Here is a 17,924-nt window from a genome sequence, read left to right on the forward strand (position 1 = left end):
CCGTATTTAAATTTTGCGCTAGGTTCAACCGTAGCTATCAGTTCTTCCAAGTTTGTCTTGCGGATATATTCGCCATTCATCCACTCAAGTTTCTTAATATCAAAAATAGCGCCAGAATGATTTACGTGTTCTACGTCGAATTCATCAACCATTTCTTTTAAAGAAACTATTTCACGGTCATCTCCTGGAGCCCAACCCAAAAGTGCTAAATAATTCACCATTGCAGCTGGCAAATAACCTAAGTCTTTATAACTTTCCAAAGAAACTGCACCATGTCTCTTTGATAATTTCGATTTGTCAGTAGCGAGAATCATAGGTGTGTGTGCATAAAACGGCTGTTCACTATTACCAAGTGCTCGCCTTAAAGCCAATACACGATGAGTAGAGTCAATCAAGTCATCGCCACGAATAACATGTGTAATCCCCATATCTATATCATCTACAGCATTCGCCAAGAAGAAAGTTGGAGTACCATCGCTTCGTTCGATTATAAAATCGCTAACTGAGGACCATTGTACTTTCACAGTTCCACGTATTGCATCAATAAATTCACTAATCCCTTCGCTGGGTGTCGCAAAACGAACTGTTCTACTTCGACCAGCATCACGAAAAACTTGTTTTTGTTCTTCGGTCAGATTTTTTGCACTGCCATCGTACCCTGGCGCTAATTTATTAGCCTTACGTTCAATATTTATAGCTTCTAATTCTTCTTGTGTTTCAAAACATTCATACGCTAGATTTTGTTCTAATAAAGAATCAATAGCTTTTCGATATAGAGTAAAACGATCAGACTGATAAATAATATCGCCATCCCAGTCAATTCCCATCCATCGCAACATGTCGCAAAATGCATCTGCATGTTCCCTTTTAGAACGCTCAACATCCGTATCCTCGATACGCATAGCAAAATGGCCACCTATATGGCGTGCATAAAGATAATTATAAAGTGCTGTTCTTGCAGTACCGACATGGAGTTGGCCGGTTGGTGAAGGTGCAATTCTTAAACGAGGTTGTGAAGACATATTTCTATTCTAGCGACTTATCTCCATCATTCTAAATGCAGTGAAGTATAAGGATCTATATGAACTTTTGCAATTGTTTCCACCAAGAGTCGACATGTTCTTCTAGGTCTTGAAAAGTTCCACCAATTACCTGTACTGGAATACTATTTACAATCTGACGTCGACGATGTTCATTATGACCACAATCATGAACTAGAGCTACTCTCCATTTTTCTTCACCTTTTGTAGCAATTTTGTCATAGCTAAAGATTTTGAGTGCAAATTCAACATCACTCTTTATAGGTGCTCTTGTGAAAAAACTAGCTCTACGCATTGCAATCTCGCCCAATAAGGATTCAACATCATGAATATGTTCATGTGGCAATAAATGAATTTGATTGTGCATTTTCTTTACGAGAGTTAGCGCAAAACCACCGCCTGGACCAATATTACCAATCAGAGTTAGGTCATCATCTAAAGACAGATTCTCTAAAGAATCACCAGGACGTGTTAGATGCCAATGTGAAGGTACCGGCGTTTCGACATCTATTGGCATATTCTGTTCATGTCGTGGCTGATCAATTGGATTTGGTGTTATAAAGTCTTGTGTACCCATATAAGCAATTCTACAACTAAATTCAGCTCAAAGATGAAATAACAGCATCCCCAATTTCGGTGGTTGAACCCTGAAATTCTAGAGTTTTTTCAACAGAATCACTTATTTTTGTTGCAATATCTGTTTCACCCAGAAATTCGCACATCATAGCTGCACAAGTTATTGCAGCCCTAGGGTCTGCAATATTTTTACCAGCAATGTCAGGAGCTGAACCATGAACAGGCTCAAACATTGATGGTGTAGTTCTAGTTGGATTCAAATTTGCGCTTGCAGCTCTACCAATTCCACCAGATATAGCACCACCTAAATCGGTGAGGATATCACCGAATAAATTATCGGTAACTACCACGTCAAAGCGTGATGGATCTTGCACAAAATATATACACGCTGCATCAATATGACAGTATGAAGTACTCACATCATCATATTCTTTTGCCACTTCGGTAAAAGTTCTATTCCAGAGATCACCAGAATAATTCAATACATTAATTTTATGCACCATTGTTAAATGTTTTCTATCACGCACACGCGCCAACTCGAATGCATAACGTATTGTGCGTTCAACACCTTTTCTCGTATTTACAGATCCTTGAGTTGCTACTTCATCAACTGTGCCCTTCTTTAGAACACCACCTTCGCCAACATAAGGCCCTTCAGTATTTTCTCGCACACAAATGATGTCTACTTTTTGGCCGCTTGGTGAGACATCAGAAATAAATGGTCGAAGATTAATATATTGATCAAAATCAAATCTCATTTTTAATAATAACCCACGTTCAATTACACCAGGTGTTACATCAGGATGACCAACAGCACCTAATAAGATAGCTTCATAATTTTTTAGCTTGTCAAGAGTTTCATCACTTAGGATTTCACCATCTTTAAGATAGCGAGCACCACCTAAATCAAAGGTTTTACTTTTGAATTCTAAACCGGAAGCCTCTAATACTTTTGTTGCAATATCAATAACTTCTATACCAATACCATCACCAGGTATTACCGCAATATTATGTTTACTCATCTTTTCCTTAATTAACTTTCGTCTGCCAAGTAAATTTATCTGGAATTTTACCGTATTGAATATCAACTAATTCTTGTCGAATAGACATAGATATCTCACCAGGTAGACCATCACCAACTTGTGTTTTATTATCTTGATCAATAATGAAACCTACTGGTGCAATAGTTACTGCTGTTCCGATTGAAAACACTTCTGATATTTTTCCGCTTCGGATCTTCTCTATTGTATCTGAATAAAGCATGGTTTCTTCACGAACTTCATATCCCCTGTTTTTTGCAATTTGAATCACGCTATCGCGAGTAATACCTTTAAGTATCGAGCCAGATAATGCAGGAGTTGTCAATATTATTTTTCCATTATCAGATTTTTCTATAAATCCTATATTTGATGTACCCAATTCTTCAATATATTTTCCCTCTTTTGCATCGCGCCACAAAATGTCTTGGCAGTCTTTTTCTAAAGCCAGTTTTTTTGCTAAAAGACTCGCAGCATAATTACCCGAACATTTAGCCTCACCAGTACCGCCTTGTACTGCACGAACATATTCATTAGTTGCATAAACTGAAATCGCACTTGCACCAGTCACCGCGGAAAAGAAAGGGCTAACTGGTGATGCTATAACCATAAATAAATATTCATTAGCAGCACGCAATCCTAAATGTTGTTCACTTGCAATCATAAAAGGTCTTAAATACAGTGATTGTCCTTCATTTTTCGGAACCCAACTATTTTCAATAGAAACTAATTTTTTTATCGACTCAACAAATAACTCTTGCGGAATTTCTGGCATTGCCATTCGTTTTGCTGAACGGTTAAATCTTTTAGCATTTTCCTCAACCCTAAAAAGTACAAGTTCATCACTTGGCGTTCTATACGCTTTTAAACCTTCAAATATTGCTTGTCCGTAATGAAATACCATCATTGAAGGATCTAGGCTCAAAGGTTCATATTTTTTTATCTCAGTATCATGCCATCCGTTTTCAACATCATATTTTGAAATCACCATATTGTCGGTAAAATATGTACCGAAACTAGGATCGTCTAAAATAGCTTCGCGCTCTTCATCGCTTTTAGTCTTGGTATTAGGTAATACCTTTATATCCAAAGAATTCATAATTTCGCTTTCATCAAATTTAATTACATCACTTTACCAAAACTTATACCCATCAAGCCCACTATTTTATAAATTACTGATACTTTTGATGTCTACTTAATTGAGTTTAGTCCCATATATTAGGTAAATAGAAAACACGACTAGGATAGAGTTATGGAAAATCAAGAACTAACACAAGAAGCATACGACAGACTCAAAGAGGAGTTGGAGTTTCGTACAGGAAAAAATATTTTGGATCTAGCTTTAATGATTGAAAAAGCTCGAGAACATGGTGACTTAAAAGAAAATGGTGAATACCATGCAGCAAAAGATGCACAAGGACTAAATGCAGCTCGAGTACGTGAGCTTGAATCTTTATTAAAAAATGCCACAATTGTAAAAAGTGCGATTGGTGATACTGTGCAGGTAGGTACCATTGTTGAAATCCTTATTGAAGGCGACGAAGAGACTACAACATATTTAGTTGGATCAATTGAAGAACAACATGATGAATTTGATGTTCTTTCTATTTCTTCTCCCATGGGGCAGGTTATTTTGGGCGCGAAACCTAAAGACAAAGTTAAATTTGAAGGACCACGTTCAGCTTTTAACGTAGAGATTATTTCTATACGTAAGAGCTAATTTACCTTTTTCTCATCTCCGTGTTGGCTGTTGTGCTTGGTAGTACTAACACGTATCGACGCAATCACAGCAATTAAGATAAACTTTTCTTATGCCAAAAAATATTATTGAAAAAATCTGGGATGCACATGTTGTTCGTGAGCTTAGTGGCGAGCCAGATCTTCTATATATCGATTTGCATCTAATTCACGAAGTTACTTCACCCCAAGCATTTGATGGATTGAGATTAGCTGATCGAAAAGTTAGACGACCAGATTTGACCATTGCAACCATGGACCATAACGTTCCTACTGATCCCCAAGTTAATGGTGAAATTGTTGTTAAAGATCCTATTAGCAAGAAACAGATGGATGTCCTTGGAGAAAATTGCGAAGAATTTGGTATTACTTGTTACGGTTTAGGTAATAAAAATCAAGGCATTGTTCATGTAATTGGTCCTGAGCTTGGTTATACACAGCCTGGGATGACAATTGTTTGTGGAGATAGCCATACAGCTACTCATGGTGCTTTCGGGTCTATTGCTTTTGGTATTGGTACAAGTGAAGTGGAACACGTTTTTGCTACACAAACTTTGACACAACAAAAGCCAAAAACTATGGCAGTAAATGTCGAAGGCGATCTCGAACCCGGTGTTACATCTAAAGATATTGCACTTGGAATAATTAATCATATTGGTGTTTCTGGTGGAGTCGGTCACATTATTGAATATCGCGGTTCCGCTATTCGAGGTCTTTCAATGGAAGGAAGAATGACTTTATGTAATATGTCTATTGAAGCTGGTGCACGAGCAGGTCTGGTTGCTCCAGATGAAACTACTTTTGAATATTTACGTGGTCGTGAATACGCACCTAAGGGTGAAGAGTTTGATCAAGCTATTAAATATTGGAAATCTTTAGCAAGTGACACTGATTCAACCTTTGATAAAGAGATAACAATTAAGGCAAAAGATCTTTTCCCTTATGTAACTTGGGGTACAAATCCTGCTATGAGTGTTTCGATCGATAGCAATGTTCCGACTTTAGATAGTTTCAAAAATGATTCTGAAAGAGATAGTGCTAGACGCGCTCTCGAATATATGGGACTTGTTGGTGGAGAGAAAATTAAATCAATTCCAATCAACACAGTGTTTATTGGTTCTTGTACTAATTCGCGTATTGAAGATTTAAGAGAAGCTGCAAATGTTGTTAAAGATAAAAAAGTAGCAACTGGAATAAGGGCAATGATTGTTCCTGGTTCTTACCATGTAAAACTCGAAGCAGAAAAAGAAGGCTTGGATATTATTTTTAAGGATGCCGGATTTGATTGGCGCGAACCTGGTTGTTCAATGTGTTTAGCGATGAATCCTGACAAGCTCGAACCGGGTGAGCGTTGTGCTTCAACTTCGAATAGAAATTTCGAAGGACGACAAGGCAATGGTGGCCGTACACATTTAGTATCACCAGCAGTTGCCGCAGCATCAGCAATAGCAGGACATTTCGCATCCCCAGTAGATATATAGCTCTGTAAGGACAGACCCTACAAAGAGGTTTATCCACAAGAAAGAATGAAGATATGAAAAAAGTAGATATAATAAAATCGAGAATCACACCATTAGATCGTAACGATGTAGATACCGACCAAATAATTCCAGCCGTATGGTTAAAAAAAATAGAACGTACTGGATTCGGTGAAGGACTTTTTTCTAATTGGAGAAAAGATGATGATTTTGTTTTAAATAATCCTGAATATAAAGGTGCCAAGATCTTGGTAACACGCAAAAACTTTGGTTGTGGATCATCGCGCGAACATGCCCCTTGGGCATTAGAAGACTATGGTTTCAAAGCTGTTATTGCATCTAGTTTTGCCGATATTTTTAAAAATAATTGTCTAAAAATTGGTCTTGTAACTGTAATTACTAGTGAAGAGATTATAGAAAAACTATTAGAGGCATCGCTTAATGATCCTTCTAGTGAAGCCACTATAGATATTGCATCAAAAACATTTTCATGCGAGAAAATTGGTGTGATCAATGAAGCATTTGAAATTGACGATTATTCGCAATATAAATTGATTAATGGTTTAGATGATATCGGCATCACTCTTACACATGAAGATGATATCTCGTCATATGAAAAAGGTCGTATAGCTTACAAGTCATCTAAAATATAAAAGTTTTATCTTCCCAATGCGGTGCCAGGTAGGCTTTGAACGACTCTTGATGTCATTTCTCTTATCCTTGTCAACATACTTTGTGGTGCATTTGGTTCACATCCGCTTAGTGATTGAGGGTCTGGGTTAGATAGTGGATTAGCTTGTCGTTGCGCATCTCGCCATTGTGCCAATTCTTTTCTTTCTATTGGATCAGGGCTAAAACCACTTTTAAATCCTCCTCTTTTTGCCATGAATCCTCCAATAAATTATTATATAATCTCATTATCAGCTAGAAAGCAAGCCTCGTCAAGATAAATAGGACATTTGAAATATAAATTGTTACCTACTTAAAGAGCTGCTAGAGTGGTATTAATGAGCCAAAACAAACTTCTACTCCTTATTTAGGCGAAAGTCTTACAGCATTAAGCTATTACTTTCGCCCTTGCATGGCTCCTCTCCTGAAATAAAGATCAGGAGATATTTCTTTCTAGACTATATTCAATTATTATTCCAAGGATTCAAAATGACACCACCAAACATAAACCCTAAAAAAATGCCCTTCGATAAATACCAGCGCATTACCCCACTTTCATTCCCTGAGCGTACATGGCCAGACAAGTTTTTAACAAAAGCCCCAATTTGGTGTTCTGTAGATCTACGTGACGGCAATCAAGCACTTATTGACCCGATGGATCCCGTTCGCAAAAGAAGAATGTTCGACACTTTAGTCAACATGGGTTTTAAAGAAATTGAAGTTGGATTTCCAAGTGCAAGTCAAACTGATTACGATTTTATTCGAGAACTTATTGAGGAAGATTTAATACCCGACGACGTTACAATTCAAGTTTTAACACAATGTCGTGAAGATTTAATTCGTCGGACATATGAATCTTTAAAAGGTGCGAATAACGCGATTGTTCATTTTTATAATTCCACATCACCTTTGCAACGTTGTGTTGTTTTTCGTCTAGAACAAAGTGGCATTGTTGATATTGGTTTAGATGCTGCTCGTTTGTGTAGAGAATTAGAAGAAAATATGGGAAATACAAATATTCGTTATGAATATTCTCCTGAAAGTTTTACAAATACTGAACCTGAATTCGCATTGGAAATTTGCGAGAAAGTAACAGATATAATTGAACCTGATTCAGATAAAAGAAAAATAATTATTAATTTACCCGCAACAGTTGAATGTTTTACACCTAATATTTATGGTGATCTTATCGAATGGTTCATTAATAATATTTCACGTCGCGATAAAACTATAGTTTCCTTACATCCGCATAACGATCGCGGTTGCGCAGTAGCTGCTGCAGAGTTTGGTGTTTTAGCTGGCGCTGATCGCATTGAAGGTACACTTTTTGGTAATGGTGAACGTACAGGTAATGTTGATGTTGTAACTTTAGCAATGAATCTTTTCGTTGAAGGTATTGACCCCATGTTAGATATTTCAGATATTGATAATTTGCGTCAAGTTGCAGAATACTGCAACCGTATTCCGGTTCATCCTCGACATCCTTATGCTGGTGAACTTGTTTATACAGCATTTTCTGGATCTCATCAAGATGCTATTAAAAAAGGCACTGAAGCTCTTAGCGATGATTACGATAAATGGGCAGTTCCTTACTTACCAATCGACCCTGCTCATGTGGGACGTAGCTATGAGGCAGTTATTCGTGTAAATTCACAAAGCGGTAAAGGTGGGGTTGCCTACATTATGAAAGCTGAACATGGCTTGGATCTTCCGCGAAAACTACAAATTGAATTTTCAAGATCTATACAGGCAATCGCTGAAGATTCTGGAACAGAAATAGAACCAAAAGTTATGTGGGATGCATTTCAAACAAGGTATTTTCAAAGCGAAAATGCATCACTTAAACTTTTAGACACAGACGTTAATTCGCATAAAGGCCACACAACAATAACGGCTAATATCTCTGAAAATGGTAACGATTTAAGTGTGACGGGTACAGGTGGTGGTCCTATTTCTGCATTTATGGATGCGCTAAATACTTCATTTAATACTAAATATGAAGTGACTGATTATAGCGAACATGCCATTGCTGCGGGTACAGATGCTACTGCTGCTGCATATGTAGAAATGACAAATGGCGATGTCCAAATATTATGGGGTGTGGGGCTTGATGAGAATATCTTGAATGCTTCGCTTAAAGCTGTACTTTGTGCTTTTAATCGCTTGCGTTCATAAGTAACTCTGACCAATTAAAAAATTTGTGTCAAGCTTAAAGCTTGTTTATATAAGTGACATACACTTGTCCTGAACATGTCAAGTTTACAAAAACGTGATTACATGTTTGCACATATTCTCAATTAAATGATTTTGTATTTCGAAAGTTTCTACCATTCATTTGTGCTTCATTTAGCAACTTTGTATTGATAAGAAACCTCAATATCCGGTTTGAAATTGACTTCTTACAAGGAATTTCGTGTAGATTCTGTAAATTGGGTTTAGTGATTATTTTTCTTAGATTAGGATCTGTCTTTGTATACTTATGTGTACGAGAATCTGTATAATTTTTACTTTTACTATTTTTTATATCAGAACGATGAACGGGATTATGTCTCAAAACCAAACTTTCTTTTTGTCTAAACGTATCCCCCGTTTATGTTGATCCCCCGATTATCAACAAGAAAATTTTAGTATAAGTATTAGCTCAACTCGATTCTTCTTGCATAAAAAATACCATCAGTGGCATCTAATTGTGAAAGTACATTGTCAGGAACTTGCTCAGTGGTCGAAATTACCATCAACGAATTTCCACCTGTAATTCCTTGTTCAACATCCATACCATTAATATTTATTTTCGAATCACCCAATATAGACCCAACAGCACCAACCATCCCTGGACGATCATTATTGCTCACTATTAACAAGTGAGGACTTTTTATAATATCCATCTCATGTTGATCAATACGGACTATGCGTACATCTTTATTCTTTCCAGAACGTGCACCATAAACTAAGACATTACTTCCATCTTCACAAGTAACACTTAGTTTCAAACGAGAGACATATCCTTTTCCGTCTGATTCCCTAGAATCAGAAATAGATAAACCTCTAGCTTTAGCTAAGGCTGGAGCATTAACCAAACTTACAGGTTCATCGCTAGTATCCTTCATGATTCCAGTGAGTGCCGCCAAAGTCAAAATGGAACAATCGCTTTCAGAAATTTTGCCCTGAGCATAAACTTTCATTTCCACTATGGTTGAAGTCACCAGCGCACTAGCAACTCGTCCCAAAGTTTCTGCAACATCTATATAAGGAGAGACTACAGCATTCGCTGCTTTAGCATCTAAGTTCAAAGCAAATGGAACAAAATTTCCTTGCAATGCTAATGCAATTTGTTCAGCAATAGTTAAACCGGCTTTATCTTGAGCCTCTGATGTAGAAGCACCCAGATGAGGGGTGACAACAACATTGTTTAATTCAAATAATGGTGACTGTGTTGTAGGCTCTTCGACAAAAACATCAAGGCCAGCACCACCAATGATGCCATCGCGCAATGCAATATATAAATCATCTTGATTAACAATACCACCACGAGCAGTATTAATTAAAAGTAAGTGTGCTTGTGCATTCTTTAATGCATCAGCATCAATAATATTTACAGTTTCTTTAGTCTTAGGAAGATGAACTGTCATTATGTCACAAGCAGCAATAAATTCATCAAGCTTTTCATATAATGTGACACCAAGCTCTTTAGCACGCTCTTCAGTAATGAAAGGATCGTATGCAATAAGGTTTGCATCAAAACCAGCAAGACGCTCAGCTACTAAAGTGCCTACACGACCAAGACCTACAATACCAATATTTTTTCCTGCAATTTCTGTACCTTCATATTTTGAACGATTCCATTGACCAGAGACTAGATCGCGATGCGCATTTGGAATATGGCGTGCTAAAGAAAGCATTAATGCAATTGCATGTTCTGCTGCTGATATGATATTTGATTGTGGCGCATTTATGACCATCACTCCAGCATTAGTAGCAGCTTGTATGTCTATATTGTCAACACCAATACCTGCACGACCAATTGCTATCAAAGCATCAGCATGGCTAAGAACTTCTTTTGTAACAGTAGTTGCACTTCTTATTATTAAAGCATGTGCACCTTTTATTGCTTTGCAAAGTTCTTCATTAGAAAGACCTTCTTGTATATCAACTTCGTAACCAGCTTGGCGTAAATCTTCCAAACCAGAATCTGCTATTTTTTCTGCAACTAATACTCTCATTTATTTTCCCCTATTTTTTGTTAATGTAAATTTCAATTATTGATAAATCTTTCATAAAGTCTGCGTTTAACTTTTCTCAGGTGATCAACCCCTTAAGGCTTTTACCAAGTTGCACTTTCGCACAAAGAAGCAATCCTGTTAACTCCTTCTTTTGCATCTTCATCGCCCAAAGCAAATGATAGACGTATATAACCAGGGGCACCAAATGCTTCACCAGGTACACATGCGACTAAGATTTCTTCTAAAAATATTTCACAAAGCTGAGCAGTTGATTCAACTTTTATTCCAGCCATTGTTGAACCTATATATGCTTCAAAAGATGGAAAACAATAAAAAGCGCCTTGTGGTTTTGTTGATATAACCTTTGGTATCGCGCTCAACATTTCATGCATTGCATATCCACGACGCTGAAAAGCTTCTCGCATCTCTTCAACTGCTTTTAAATCTCCGTTTAAAGCTGCAATAGCTGCATATTGTGCCATATTATTTACGTTAGATGTTGAATGGCTTTGAAGATTAGATATTGCTTTTATGATTTCTTTAGAAGCAATAACCCAACCGACTCTCCATCCTGTCATTGCATAAGTTTTGGCAACACCATTTAGAATGATACATTTATCACCTAATTCTGGGACTAAGTGTAAAATTGATTCTGTTTTATATCCATCGAAAACTAAATGTTCATATATTTCATCGGTTACGACATAAATATCTTTCGATAATGCCCACTCACCAATCTCTTTGATTTGTTCAGGAGTATATAGAGTACCCGTTGGATTATTTGGTGATACTAGGACAACAGCTTTTGTCTTAGATGTATAAGCTTGTTCTAATTGTTCAATACTTACACAAAAATTATCTTTCGCTTTGGCAAAAACTGTTTTTACAACTCCACCAGCAATGTTTATAAATTCTGGATAACTAGTCCAATAAGGCGCAGGTAGTATAACTTCGTCACCTTCGTTTAGAATTGCCATGAACGCATTAAAAAGTGCGTGTTTGCCACCATTAGTCACAACTATTTGTGAAGGATCAACAACAACTTTTGAATCTCGTAGAGTTTTTTTAGAAATAGCTTCTTTGAGTTCAAGAAGTCCTGATGCAGGGGAATATTTATGATTTTTAGGATCTTTTGCCGCTTTTATCGCAGCATCTACTATATAACTTGGGGTTGGAAAGTCCGGTTCGCCGGTACCAAAAACAATTACGTCCTTACCTTGCGCTTTTAGAGCCTTTGCTTTTGCGTCTACTTTTAATGTGACTGATTCTGCAATTTGTGAAATACGTTTAGATAGCATCCTTCTATTATTTCAGATTTATGGTGCTTCACTCTTATTGCAACCAAAAAGATATAAAATTGGTTAAACTGTTGGGGATGATAAATACATGTAGATCTAATATTCCAAAATTATTATCTCGAAAATCTTGGAAATTATCTGTAATATTATTTATACTGCTCCTTAGCTCTACAGCTATTGTCCCAACTGCTTCATTTGCAACTAGCAGAAACCAGATAGGCCCAGTAACAGACTCAAGTATCGAACCAAAAGCATATATCGTAATTGATGCTACAACCGGTGCCATAATTAAATCGAAGAATGAGCATGAAGCTTTACCTGTCGCAAGTATTTCTAAGATAGTAACTGCCCTCGGTGCAATTAATACCATAGAGCCAACTAGACAAATTGTTGCAAGTAATGAAGCACAGAATGTACAACCAAGCAAAATAGGGATGATGGCTGGCCAAACATGGACTCGTGATGACCTATTAAATTCACTTCTATTAATATCTGCAAATGATGCTGCTTACGCTTTGGCTGAAGCATCAGCAGGATCAATAGAACAATTTCAAAAGACACAAAATTCAATTGCAAAAAATTTAGGTATGCAAGATTCTAATTTTGGTGATCCAAGTGGTTTAGATACTCACTAGCAATAAATGGAGCAACAGCTATGAGCGCTTATGATGTTGCAATTGCATCAAGAGCACTTTTAAATAATCCAGAATTAGCCAGAATGGTTTCCAAGTTGAACTATCAATTCACGGGTGGAGATGGCATTGTTCACATTTTAACGAATCATAATGATAAATTAATGACGGGTTATGAAGGCATTACTGGCCTAAAAACCGGATATACTAAAAAATCAGGTAGGACATTAGCCGCGAGTGCCACCAGAGCTGATAAGAGTGTAATTGTAATAATAATAGATGTAGCTGAAACAAATCAATGGGCCGCAAAGTTACTAGATGATGGATTTGCTTATCTCGCTAATGCTAAAAAAAATAAAATTGATTTAACAAAAGCTAAAAATAAACTTCCAGAAATGCGTCCAATTAGTACGGAAGCAGAATTAACAATTCTAAAAGTTCCTAATGTCGATATTAAAAATACAAGCGCCAAAGCATCACAGATCAATAGCACTAGCAGCTATTTAACGACATTAAATATAAGTATATTCATACTTCTACTTATATTTTTTATTTTGTATATGAGAATTAGAAGTGTTAAAAAGCATCGTTTGAGAAGAAAAGCAGAACGAATCCGTTCTCAAGAGGTACAACGGCGCAAAATGCTTGATGTAATTGATCTCACCACTGAGCAACAATCTGGGCTAATCTCAAAGAAATGAATAATACAACAGACAACAGCGATTCCGTTGAATCAAATGATACTTTAATTGATGTTCAGCTATCTTCGACCCATAGCATTTTTATGAAAATGCCTAAATGGATTCCGCTCGCTATTGCTATATTTTTTCTTTTCCAACTTATTTTTATTTTCATACAAGATTCTATTCAAGCGTTAAATAGTTTTTTCACAATTATTATTGTTTCACTCTTCTTATCCTTTGCAATTGAACCTGCTGTTAACATGCTTGCGAGACGCGGCATGAAACGAGGTGTTGCCACTGGTTTAGTGTTCCTATTCTTAATAATCATAATAGGATTATTTTCATTTGCAATTGTTTCACTAGTTATAGATGAAGTCACAAAGCTAACAGATAACCCCCAAGACATAACCGAAAAAATTACAGGTTTTATCAATTCACATTTTAATACTCATATAAATACCGACTCATTAAACAGAGCTGTAAAAGATTCTAAATTTTTAGACACTTGGGCTAGCGATGCCTTTTCAGTTGGAACTTCTGCAGTTGGAGTAATTTTCGAAATGTTTACAATTGCGCTTTTTACTTTTTATTTGGTTGCCGATGCTCCTAAATTACGTAGAGCTTTATTGCGTAGACTTCCAACAAAAAAACAAGAAGTTGTACTTAATACATGGGAATTAGCAATCGATAAGACTGGCGGGTATATTTATTCAAGAACATTATTAGCAGTCTTATCAGGTATTTCACATTACATATTTTTCATAATTTTTGATGTTAAATACGCCTTAGCATTAGCTGTATGGGTTGGATTTGTTTCACAATTCATTCCAGTGATTGGTACATATATTGCAGGTATCTTGCCTATACTAATTGGATTCACTAGGTCTCCCTCTGCCGCACTATGGATTTTTGTTTTTGTTTTCGTATATCAACAAGTAGAAAACTATTTATTTGCTCCACGCATTACTGCAAGAACAATGAATATGCATCCTGCTGTTGCTTTTGGCGCGGTTATAGTAGGAGGTTCTATCTTTGGTACAGTTGGTGCTCTCTTAAGTTTGCCCGCAGTCGCTATGCTCCAAGCAATATTAAGTACACATCTTGGTGAACATGAGATTATTGATTCACCTATGACAAAAGAACCGATTAAGCGACGTAAACTTCGTAAAAGAACTAAAAAAGAATCAATCTAAATTGCAAATTTATATTAATAAGCTAGAATCAACACCTTGGAACAATTAAAAGGTTTAGATTCACTTTTCATACATCATGAAACTCCCAATGCACCATTACATGTGTTGGCAGTTATGGATGTAGATAGAACAAAATCTAAACACGAAATTAGTGCTGAAACTTTTCAACATCTTGTTTCATCTAGAATCGAAAAATTTGATGCATTGTGTAAAAGAATTGTTCAGCCACCTATTCCTTTGGCGCCACCACTTTGGCTAAGAACAAAGCCCGATCTGAGAATACATATTAGAGAAATAACTCTAGGCGTTGATAGTAGCTTTGATAATTTTTCAGAATTCATTTCTGAATACATGTCAATATCCTTAGACCGGAACAGGCCACTTTGGGAATTTTTAATAGTACATGAAAAGCATAATAATATTTCTCATTTAATAGCTAAAGGTCACCACGCACTTTTAGATGGTATAGCGGGTTTTGAACTTATGGCAAATATTTTTGATTTAAATGCTGATGGTGCAGACAACGACTTGGGTGAAATAAAAATGATTAATGTTGTTGACGAAGAACCGGACTGGACTACCCATATCGGCGCATCAATGATTTCTCAACCTATACAGTGGGCCACTTCTTCTTTAAATATTGCAAGAAAAGTTTTGAATATGGCAAAAATAGCTATTGATACCGACCAAAGAAAAGCTTTAACCTTTCCTTGGAAAGCACCAATGTGGCCAAAGTCTCGAAAACTAACTGCTGAGCGAACACTGTCAAGCGCAGTGGTAAGCAGGGACGATATAAAAATGATTCGTCAATATTATAAAGTCTCATTCCATGATGTCTTAGGGACTATTATTTCGCGTTCGTTAAAAAATATAATGTTAAATAATGATGAATTACCAGATTCACCACTAGTTGTTGTTTCGCCTGTAAGCGTGAGAAAAAAGCGTACACAAGGAGGCAACGAGCTAAGTGTCATGTTCGCTGAATTGCCAACTCATTTAAATAGTATTGAAGATGAATTTGAGTTTATGTCTTCTAGTTTTTCTAATGCAAAGATACAACTATCAGATCTTGGAACTGAAACACTTGGCGAAGTATCACGAGTTGCACCCTGGACTGCTTTAGGTAAACTTTGGGGATTATATTCAAGATCACAAGTTTCTGGTAAACATTCACCTTTTGCAAATGTAATGTTATCAAGTTTGCCGGGACCTAGTTTTGCTATGTACTGTGCTGGGGCAAAGGTTGAATCGGCTATTCCCTATGGCCCTATATTTGATGGTTCACTGTTAAATATAACTGCTATTAGCTATTTAGATAAAGTAAATTTTGGTATTGTTTCTTGTCCAGATTGTTTTAAAGATGCAAAACTATTAGCGACTCAAATTGAGAATGTTACTTTAGAAATAATTGACCATATAAAAGCTATTAAATCTAAATAAAATTTTGAAAAATTTCATCTACAAATTTTGGCCATAAATCTGTAGACCAAGTACCAATCTCTTTATGGCCTAGTGCAACTATAGATATATTCACGTCAGGATCGTGCAAAACAAATACGCCTGCTTGACCAAAGTGGCCAAATGTATTTGGACTAGATTTAGTCCCCATCCAATGTGGGGACTTATCAAATTTAATTTCATAACCAGTACCAAAAGCACAATGTTTATAATTACCCCAACCAGGTAGCACGCCACGGAGTTCGGGCAAAAATATTGTTCGCATTTTTTGTTGCATTTGAGGAGATACAAATACTGGAGATCGCATTTCCTGTACTAGAGCTACTATTGCTCCAAGGTTCGCTCTCGCGCCAGAAGCTTTAGCACCATAAAAATCAATATAATTATTTTTTTTAGCAGTCAATACGTGTTTTAAACCATCGTTAAATAGTTCATTTATACTTCTGATACCAAATTCATTTTCTAATTTGTTAACAACGAAGGTATTTAAGGTTTCAAATGCAAGATTTGAATATAATCTCTTTTGTCTAGGTTCTATTTGTGGAACTTCACCATTTAAAGATAGTCCGCTTGTATGCGATAGCAAATCTATTAGTCTCACTTGATGTTTGAGATAATCTATGCCATCGATTACATCATCAAAATTAAAAAAATTATCCTCGACTAAATTACTCACAACATTTGCAGTGATTAATTTTGTTACAGAAGCTAATTCATATACGTCATCTATGTCTCCATATATATGTTCATTGTTATTGCTATCAATTACACAGAGACTAGGCATTTGTGAAGAATTAAAAATATAATCTTTTGGAGACATTTAAACATTTTAGTAACTTTAGCTTTAATAATTGAAAAGTAATAAGATTGTTAGCTATATGGAACTTAATGATGTACAAAAATTAATGGCTGAATTATATGGTAAAGCAGATACCCAAAGAGGTATTCCTTCGACGGTAGCTTGGCTTTGCGAAGAAGTCGGCGAGCTCGCACAAGCAGTTCGTAAAGGTACAAAAGAAGAACAATTACATGAGATCGGTGATGTTCTAGCATGGGTTGCTTCGCTAGCGAATCAATTAGATTTATCTCTAGATCAGGCAATGGTGAGATATGAACAAATCTAAAAAACATGTTGAAGGAGATAAAAAGAATATTGAATCTGGTTTAATAATTTCAAAACCTGCAAAAAATACTGCATATTTTGTCCCAGCTATATCGCCTGATGAGAAAGGACCAGGTATTTTAGTTTTACATTCCTGGTGGGGTTTAAATTCTTCGATAAAAAAATATTGTGAAAAACTTAGCGATTTAGGATACTGTGTTATGGCTCCTGACCTCTTTGGGACATTAGCTAATAACGAAAAGCATGCACAATTATTACTTAATCAAGCAGATCCAAATGAAATGGCAGATTTAATCTTAAGTTCGATACATGCTCTGCGAACTTATTCAAGAGATTCAACGAAACCAATTTGTATCATTGGGTTTGCCATGGGTGGATCACTAGGTCTTTGGGCATCAACCAAACTTCCAGATTCAGTATCTTGCGTTGTTAGTGTTTATGGTTCCCAAAATGTAGATTTTGTTGATGCTAAAGCTGATTTTTTATTAATTAGTGCAGAAAATGATAATATTGCAACTGATGATGATATGTCATTTACAGAAGCTTTAATAGCTTTATCGGGAGCAAGTGTCATATCTGAATCTATTCCAGGAACTACCCACGGTTTTTGGGATGAAAACGATAACTCCTTTAACGTATTGGCTAAAGAATTTTGTGAAATTGCGATATCTAACTTTTTAGTTGATCATTTTCGTATATAGCATTTGATTTTGTGTTGAAATTGCTGAATATAGGCGCATATTGCGCACTAAATAGCACTTTACGAAATGGCATCTTCAT

18 protein-coding genes are annotated in these 17,924 nt (G+C 36.3%); 10 read left to right on the forward strand and 8 right to left on the reverse strand.

Annotated elements, in window-relative coordinates; all coding sequences use genetic code 11:
* The 4 genes from KBF89_07300 to KBF89_07315 form a co-directional block, all read right to left on the reverse strand.
* A partial coding sequence (locus KBF89_07300) for a glutamate--tRNA ligase (protein ID MBP9116130.1) occupies window positions 1-1,022 on the reverse strand: 1,022 nt, incomplete at its 3' end.
* Window positions 1,023-1,077: 55 nt separating this feature from the next.
* Window positions 1,078-1,617 (reverse strand): hypothetical protein, encoded by a 540-nt coding sequence (locus tag KBF89_07305; GenBank protein ID MBP9116131.1) that lies wholly within the window; start codon window positions 1,615-1,617, stop codon window positions 1,078-1,080.
* A 22-nt stretch (window positions 1,618-1,639) separates the two neighbouring features.
* On the reverse strand, window positions 1,640-2,638 hold the full coding sequence (locus KBF89_07310; protein ID MBP9116132.1) for a 3-isopropylmalate dehydrogenase: 999 nt from the start codon (window positions 2,636-2,638) through the stop codon (window positions 1,640-1,642).
* A 7-nt stretch (window positions 2,639-2,645) separates the two neighbouring features.
* Window positions 2,646-3,752 carry a branched-chain amino acid aminotransferase gene (locus tag KBF89_07315; protein MBP9116133.1) on the reverse strand — a complete coding sequence of 369 codons (1,107 nt, stop codon included), beginning with the start codon at window positions 3,750-3,752 and terminating at the stop codon, window positions 2,646-2,648.
* 153 nt (window positions 3,753-3,905) lie between these two features.
* Between KBF89_07315 and KBF89_07320 the strand changes: the two genes are divergently transcribed.
* The 3 genes from KBF89_07320 (at window position 3,906) to leuD (ending at window position 6,521) form a co-directional block, all read left to right on the forward strand.
* Window positions 3,906-4,373: a transcription elongation factor GreA gene (locus KBF89_07320; GenBank protein ID MBP9116134.1), complete on the forward strand. Its 468-nt coding sequence runs from the start codon at window positions 3,906-3,908 to the stop codon at window positions 4,371-4,373.
* A 91-nt stretch (window positions 4,374-4,464) separates the two neighbouring features.
* Window positions 4,465-5,871, forward strand: a complete 1,407-nt coding sequence (gene leuC / locus KBF89_07325) for a 3-isopropylmalate dehydratase large subunit (protein MBP9116135.1) — start codon at window positions 4,465-4,467, stop codon at window positions 5,869-5,871.
* Between the two features lie 53 nt (window positions 5,872-5,924).
* On the forward strand, window positions 5,925-6,521 hold the full coding sequence (gene leuD, locus KBF89_07330; protein ID MBP9116136.1) for a 3-isopropylmalate dehydratase small subunit: 597 nt from the start codon (window positions 5,925-5,927) through the stop codon (window positions 6,519-6,521).
* Window positions 6,522-6,526: 5 nt separating this feature from the next.
* Here leuD and KBF89_07335 read toward each other — a convergent pair whose 3' ends face one another.
* Window positions 6,527-6,754 (reverse strand): hypothetical protein, encoded by a 228-nt coding sequence (locus KBF89_07335; GenBank protein MBP9116137.1) that lies wholly within the window; start codon window positions 6,752-6,754, stop codon window positions 6,527-6,529.
* A 302-nt stretch (window positions 6,755-7,056) separates the two neighbouring features.
* On the opposite strand from KBF89_07335, the gene leuA reads away from it, so the two are divergent.
* The gene (leuA, locus tag KBF89_07340) at window positions 7,057-8,712 is read left to right on the forward strand and encodes a 2-isopropylmalate synthase (GenBank protein ID MBP9116138.1); all 1,656 of its coding nucleotides are present in this window, start codon (window positions 7,057-7,059) and stop codon (window positions 8,710-8,712) included.
* 461 nt (window positions 8,713-9,173) lie between these two features.
* Here leuA and KBF89_07345 read toward each other — a convergent pair whose 3' ends face one another.
* On the reverse strand, window positions 9,174-10,757 hold the full coding sequence (locus KBF89_07345) for a phosphoglycerate dehydrogenase (GenBank protein ID MBP9116139.1): 1,584 nt from the start codon (window positions 10,755-10,757) through the stop codon (window positions 9,174-9,176).
* Window positions 10,758-10,858: 101 nt separating this feature from the next.
* Window positions 10,859-12,055 carry a pyridoxal phosphate-dependent aminotransferase gene (locus tag KBF89_07350; protein ID MBP9116140.1) on the reverse strand — a complete coding sequence of 399 codons (1,197 nt, stop codon included), beginning with the start codon at window positions 12,053-12,055 and terminating at the stop codon, window positions 10,859-10,861.
* 77 nt (window positions 12,056-12,132) lie between these two features.
* On the opposite strand from KBF89_07350, the gene KBF89_07355 reads away from it, so the two are divergent.
* Genes KBF89_07355 through KBF89_07370 form a run of 4 tightly spaced genes read left to right on the forward strand, consistent with a single transcriptional unit; the run spans window position 12,133 to window position 16,003 of the window.
* Complete coding sequence (locus tag KBF89_07355; GenBank protein ID MBP9116141.1) at window positions 12,133-12,690, forward strand: D-alanyl-D-alanine carboxypeptidase; 558 nt, start codon at window positions 12,133-12,135, stop codon at window positions 12,688-12,690.
* Window positions 12,691-12,710: 20 nt separating this feature from the next.
* Window positions 12,711-13,388 (forward strand): hypothetical protein, encoded by a 678-nt coding sequence (locus KBF89_07360; GenBank protein MBP9116142.1) that lies wholly within the window; start codon window positions 12,711-12,713, stop codon window positions 13,386-13,388.
* Window positions 13,385-14,563, forward strand: a complete 1,179-nt coding sequence (locus KBF89_07365; GenBank protein ID MBP9116143.1) for an AI-2E family transporter — start codon at window positions 13,385-13,387, stop codon at window positions 14,561-14,563. The genes KBF89_07360 and KBF89_07365 overlap by 4 nt, the downstream gene beginning before the upstream one ends.
* Before the next feature lie 36 nt (window positions 14,564-14,599).
* Window positions 14,600-16,003 carry a DUF1298 domain-containing protein gene (locus KBF89_07370; GenBank protein ID MBP9116144.1) on the forward strand — a complete coding sequence of 468 codons (1,404 nt, stop codon included), beginning with the start codon at window positions 14,600-14,602 and terminating at the stop codon, window positions 16,001-16,003.
* On the opposite strand, the gene KBF89_07375 is transcribed toward KBF89_07370, so the two are convergent.
* Window positions 15,996-16,841 carry a beta-lactamase family protein gene (locus KBF89_07375; protein ID MBP9116145.1) on the reverse strand — a complete coding sequence of 282 codons (846 nt, stop codon included), beginning with the start codon at window positions 16,839-16,841 and terminating at the stop codon, window positions 15,996-15,998. The genes KBF89_07370 and KBF89_07375 overlap by 8 nt on opposite strands.
* Before the next feature lie 58 nt (window positions 16,842-16,899).
* On the opposite strand from KBF89_07375, the gene KBF89_07380 reads away from it, so the two are divergent.
* A complete protein-coding gene (locus tag KBF89_07380) occupies window positions 16,900-17,145 on the forward strand; it encodes a pyrophosphohydrolase (protein MBP9116146.1) in 246 nt (81 codons plus the stop codon).
* Window positions 17,132-17,845, forward strand: coding sequence for a dienelactone hydrolase family protein (locus KBF89_07385; protein ID MBP9116147.1), 714 nt, complete (start codon window positions 17,132-17,134; stop codon window positions 17,843-17,845). Before KBF89_07380 ends, KBF89_07385 begins: the two co-directional genes overlap by 14 nt.
* Window positions 17,846-17,924 lie beyond the last annotated feature (79 nt).

The organism is Acidimicrobiia bacterium (genome assembly GCA_018057765.1).
Classification (GTDB): Bacteria; Actinomycetota; Acidimicrobiia; order IMCC26256; family JAGPDB01; genus JAGPDB01.

Bases quoted from the DNA above. Each gene is read 5' to 3' on its own strand.
- KBF89_07305 (MBP9116131.1), bottom strand. From the start codon at position 1,617: ATGGGTACACAAGACTTTATAACACCAAATCCAATTGATCAGCCACGA.
- KBF89_07310 (MBP9116132.1), bottom strand. From the start codon at position 2,638: ATGAGTAAACATAATATTGCGGTAATACCTGGTGATGGTATTGGTATA.
- KBF89_07315 (MBP9116133.1), bottom strand. From the start codon at position 3,752: ATGAATTCTTTGGATATAAAGGTATTACCTAATACCAAGACTAAAAGC.
- KBF89_07320 (MBP9116134.1), top strand. From the start codon at position 3,906: ATGGAAAATCAAGAACTAACACAAGAAGCATACGACAGACTCAAAGAG.
- leuC (MBP9116135.1), top strand. From the start codon at position 4,465: ATGCCAAAAAATATTATTGAAAAAATCTGGGATGCACATGTTGTTCGT.
- leuD (MBP9116136.1), top strand. From the start codon at position 5,925: ATGAAAAAAGTAGATATAATAAAATCGAGAATCACACCATTAGATCGT.
- KBF89_07335 (MBP9116137.1), bottom strand. From the start codon at position 6,754: ATGGCAAAAAGAGGAGGATTTAAAAGTGGTTTTAGCCCTGATCCAATA.
- leuA (MBP9116138.1), top strand. From the start codon at position 7,057: ATGCCCTTCGATAAATACCAGCGCATTACCCCACTTTCATTCCCTGAG.
- KBF89_07345 (MBP9116139.1), bottom strand. From the start codon at position 10,757: ATGAGAGTATTAGTTGCAGAAAAAATAGCAGATTCTGGTTTGGAAGAT.
- KBF89_07350 (MBP9116140.1), bottom strand. From the start codon at position 12,055: ATGCTATCTAAACGTATTTCACAAATTGCAGAATCAGTCACATTAAAA.
- KBF89_07355 (MBP9116141.1), top strand. From the start codon at position 12,133: ATGATAAATACATGTAGATCTAATATTCCAAAATTATTATCTCGAAAA.
- KBF89_07360 (MBP9116142.1), top strand. From the start codon at position 12,711: ATGAGCGCTTATGATGTTGCAATTGCATCAAGAGCACTTTTAAATAAT.
- KBF89_07365 (MBP9116143.1), top strand. From the start codon at position 13,385: ATGAATAATACAACAGACAACAGCGATTCCGTTGAATCAAATGATACT.
- KBF89_07375 (MBP9116145.1), bottom strand. From the start codon at position 16,841: ATGTCTCCAAAAGATTATATTTTTAATTCTTCACAAATGCCTAGTCTC.
- KBF89_07380 (MBP9116146.1), top strand. From the start codon at position 16,900: ATGGAACTTAATGATGTACAAAAATTAATGGCTGAATTATATGGTAAA.
- KBF89_07385 (MBP9116147.1), top strand. From the start codon at position 17,132: ATGAACAAATCTAAAAAACATGTTGAAGGAGATAAAAAGAATATTGAA.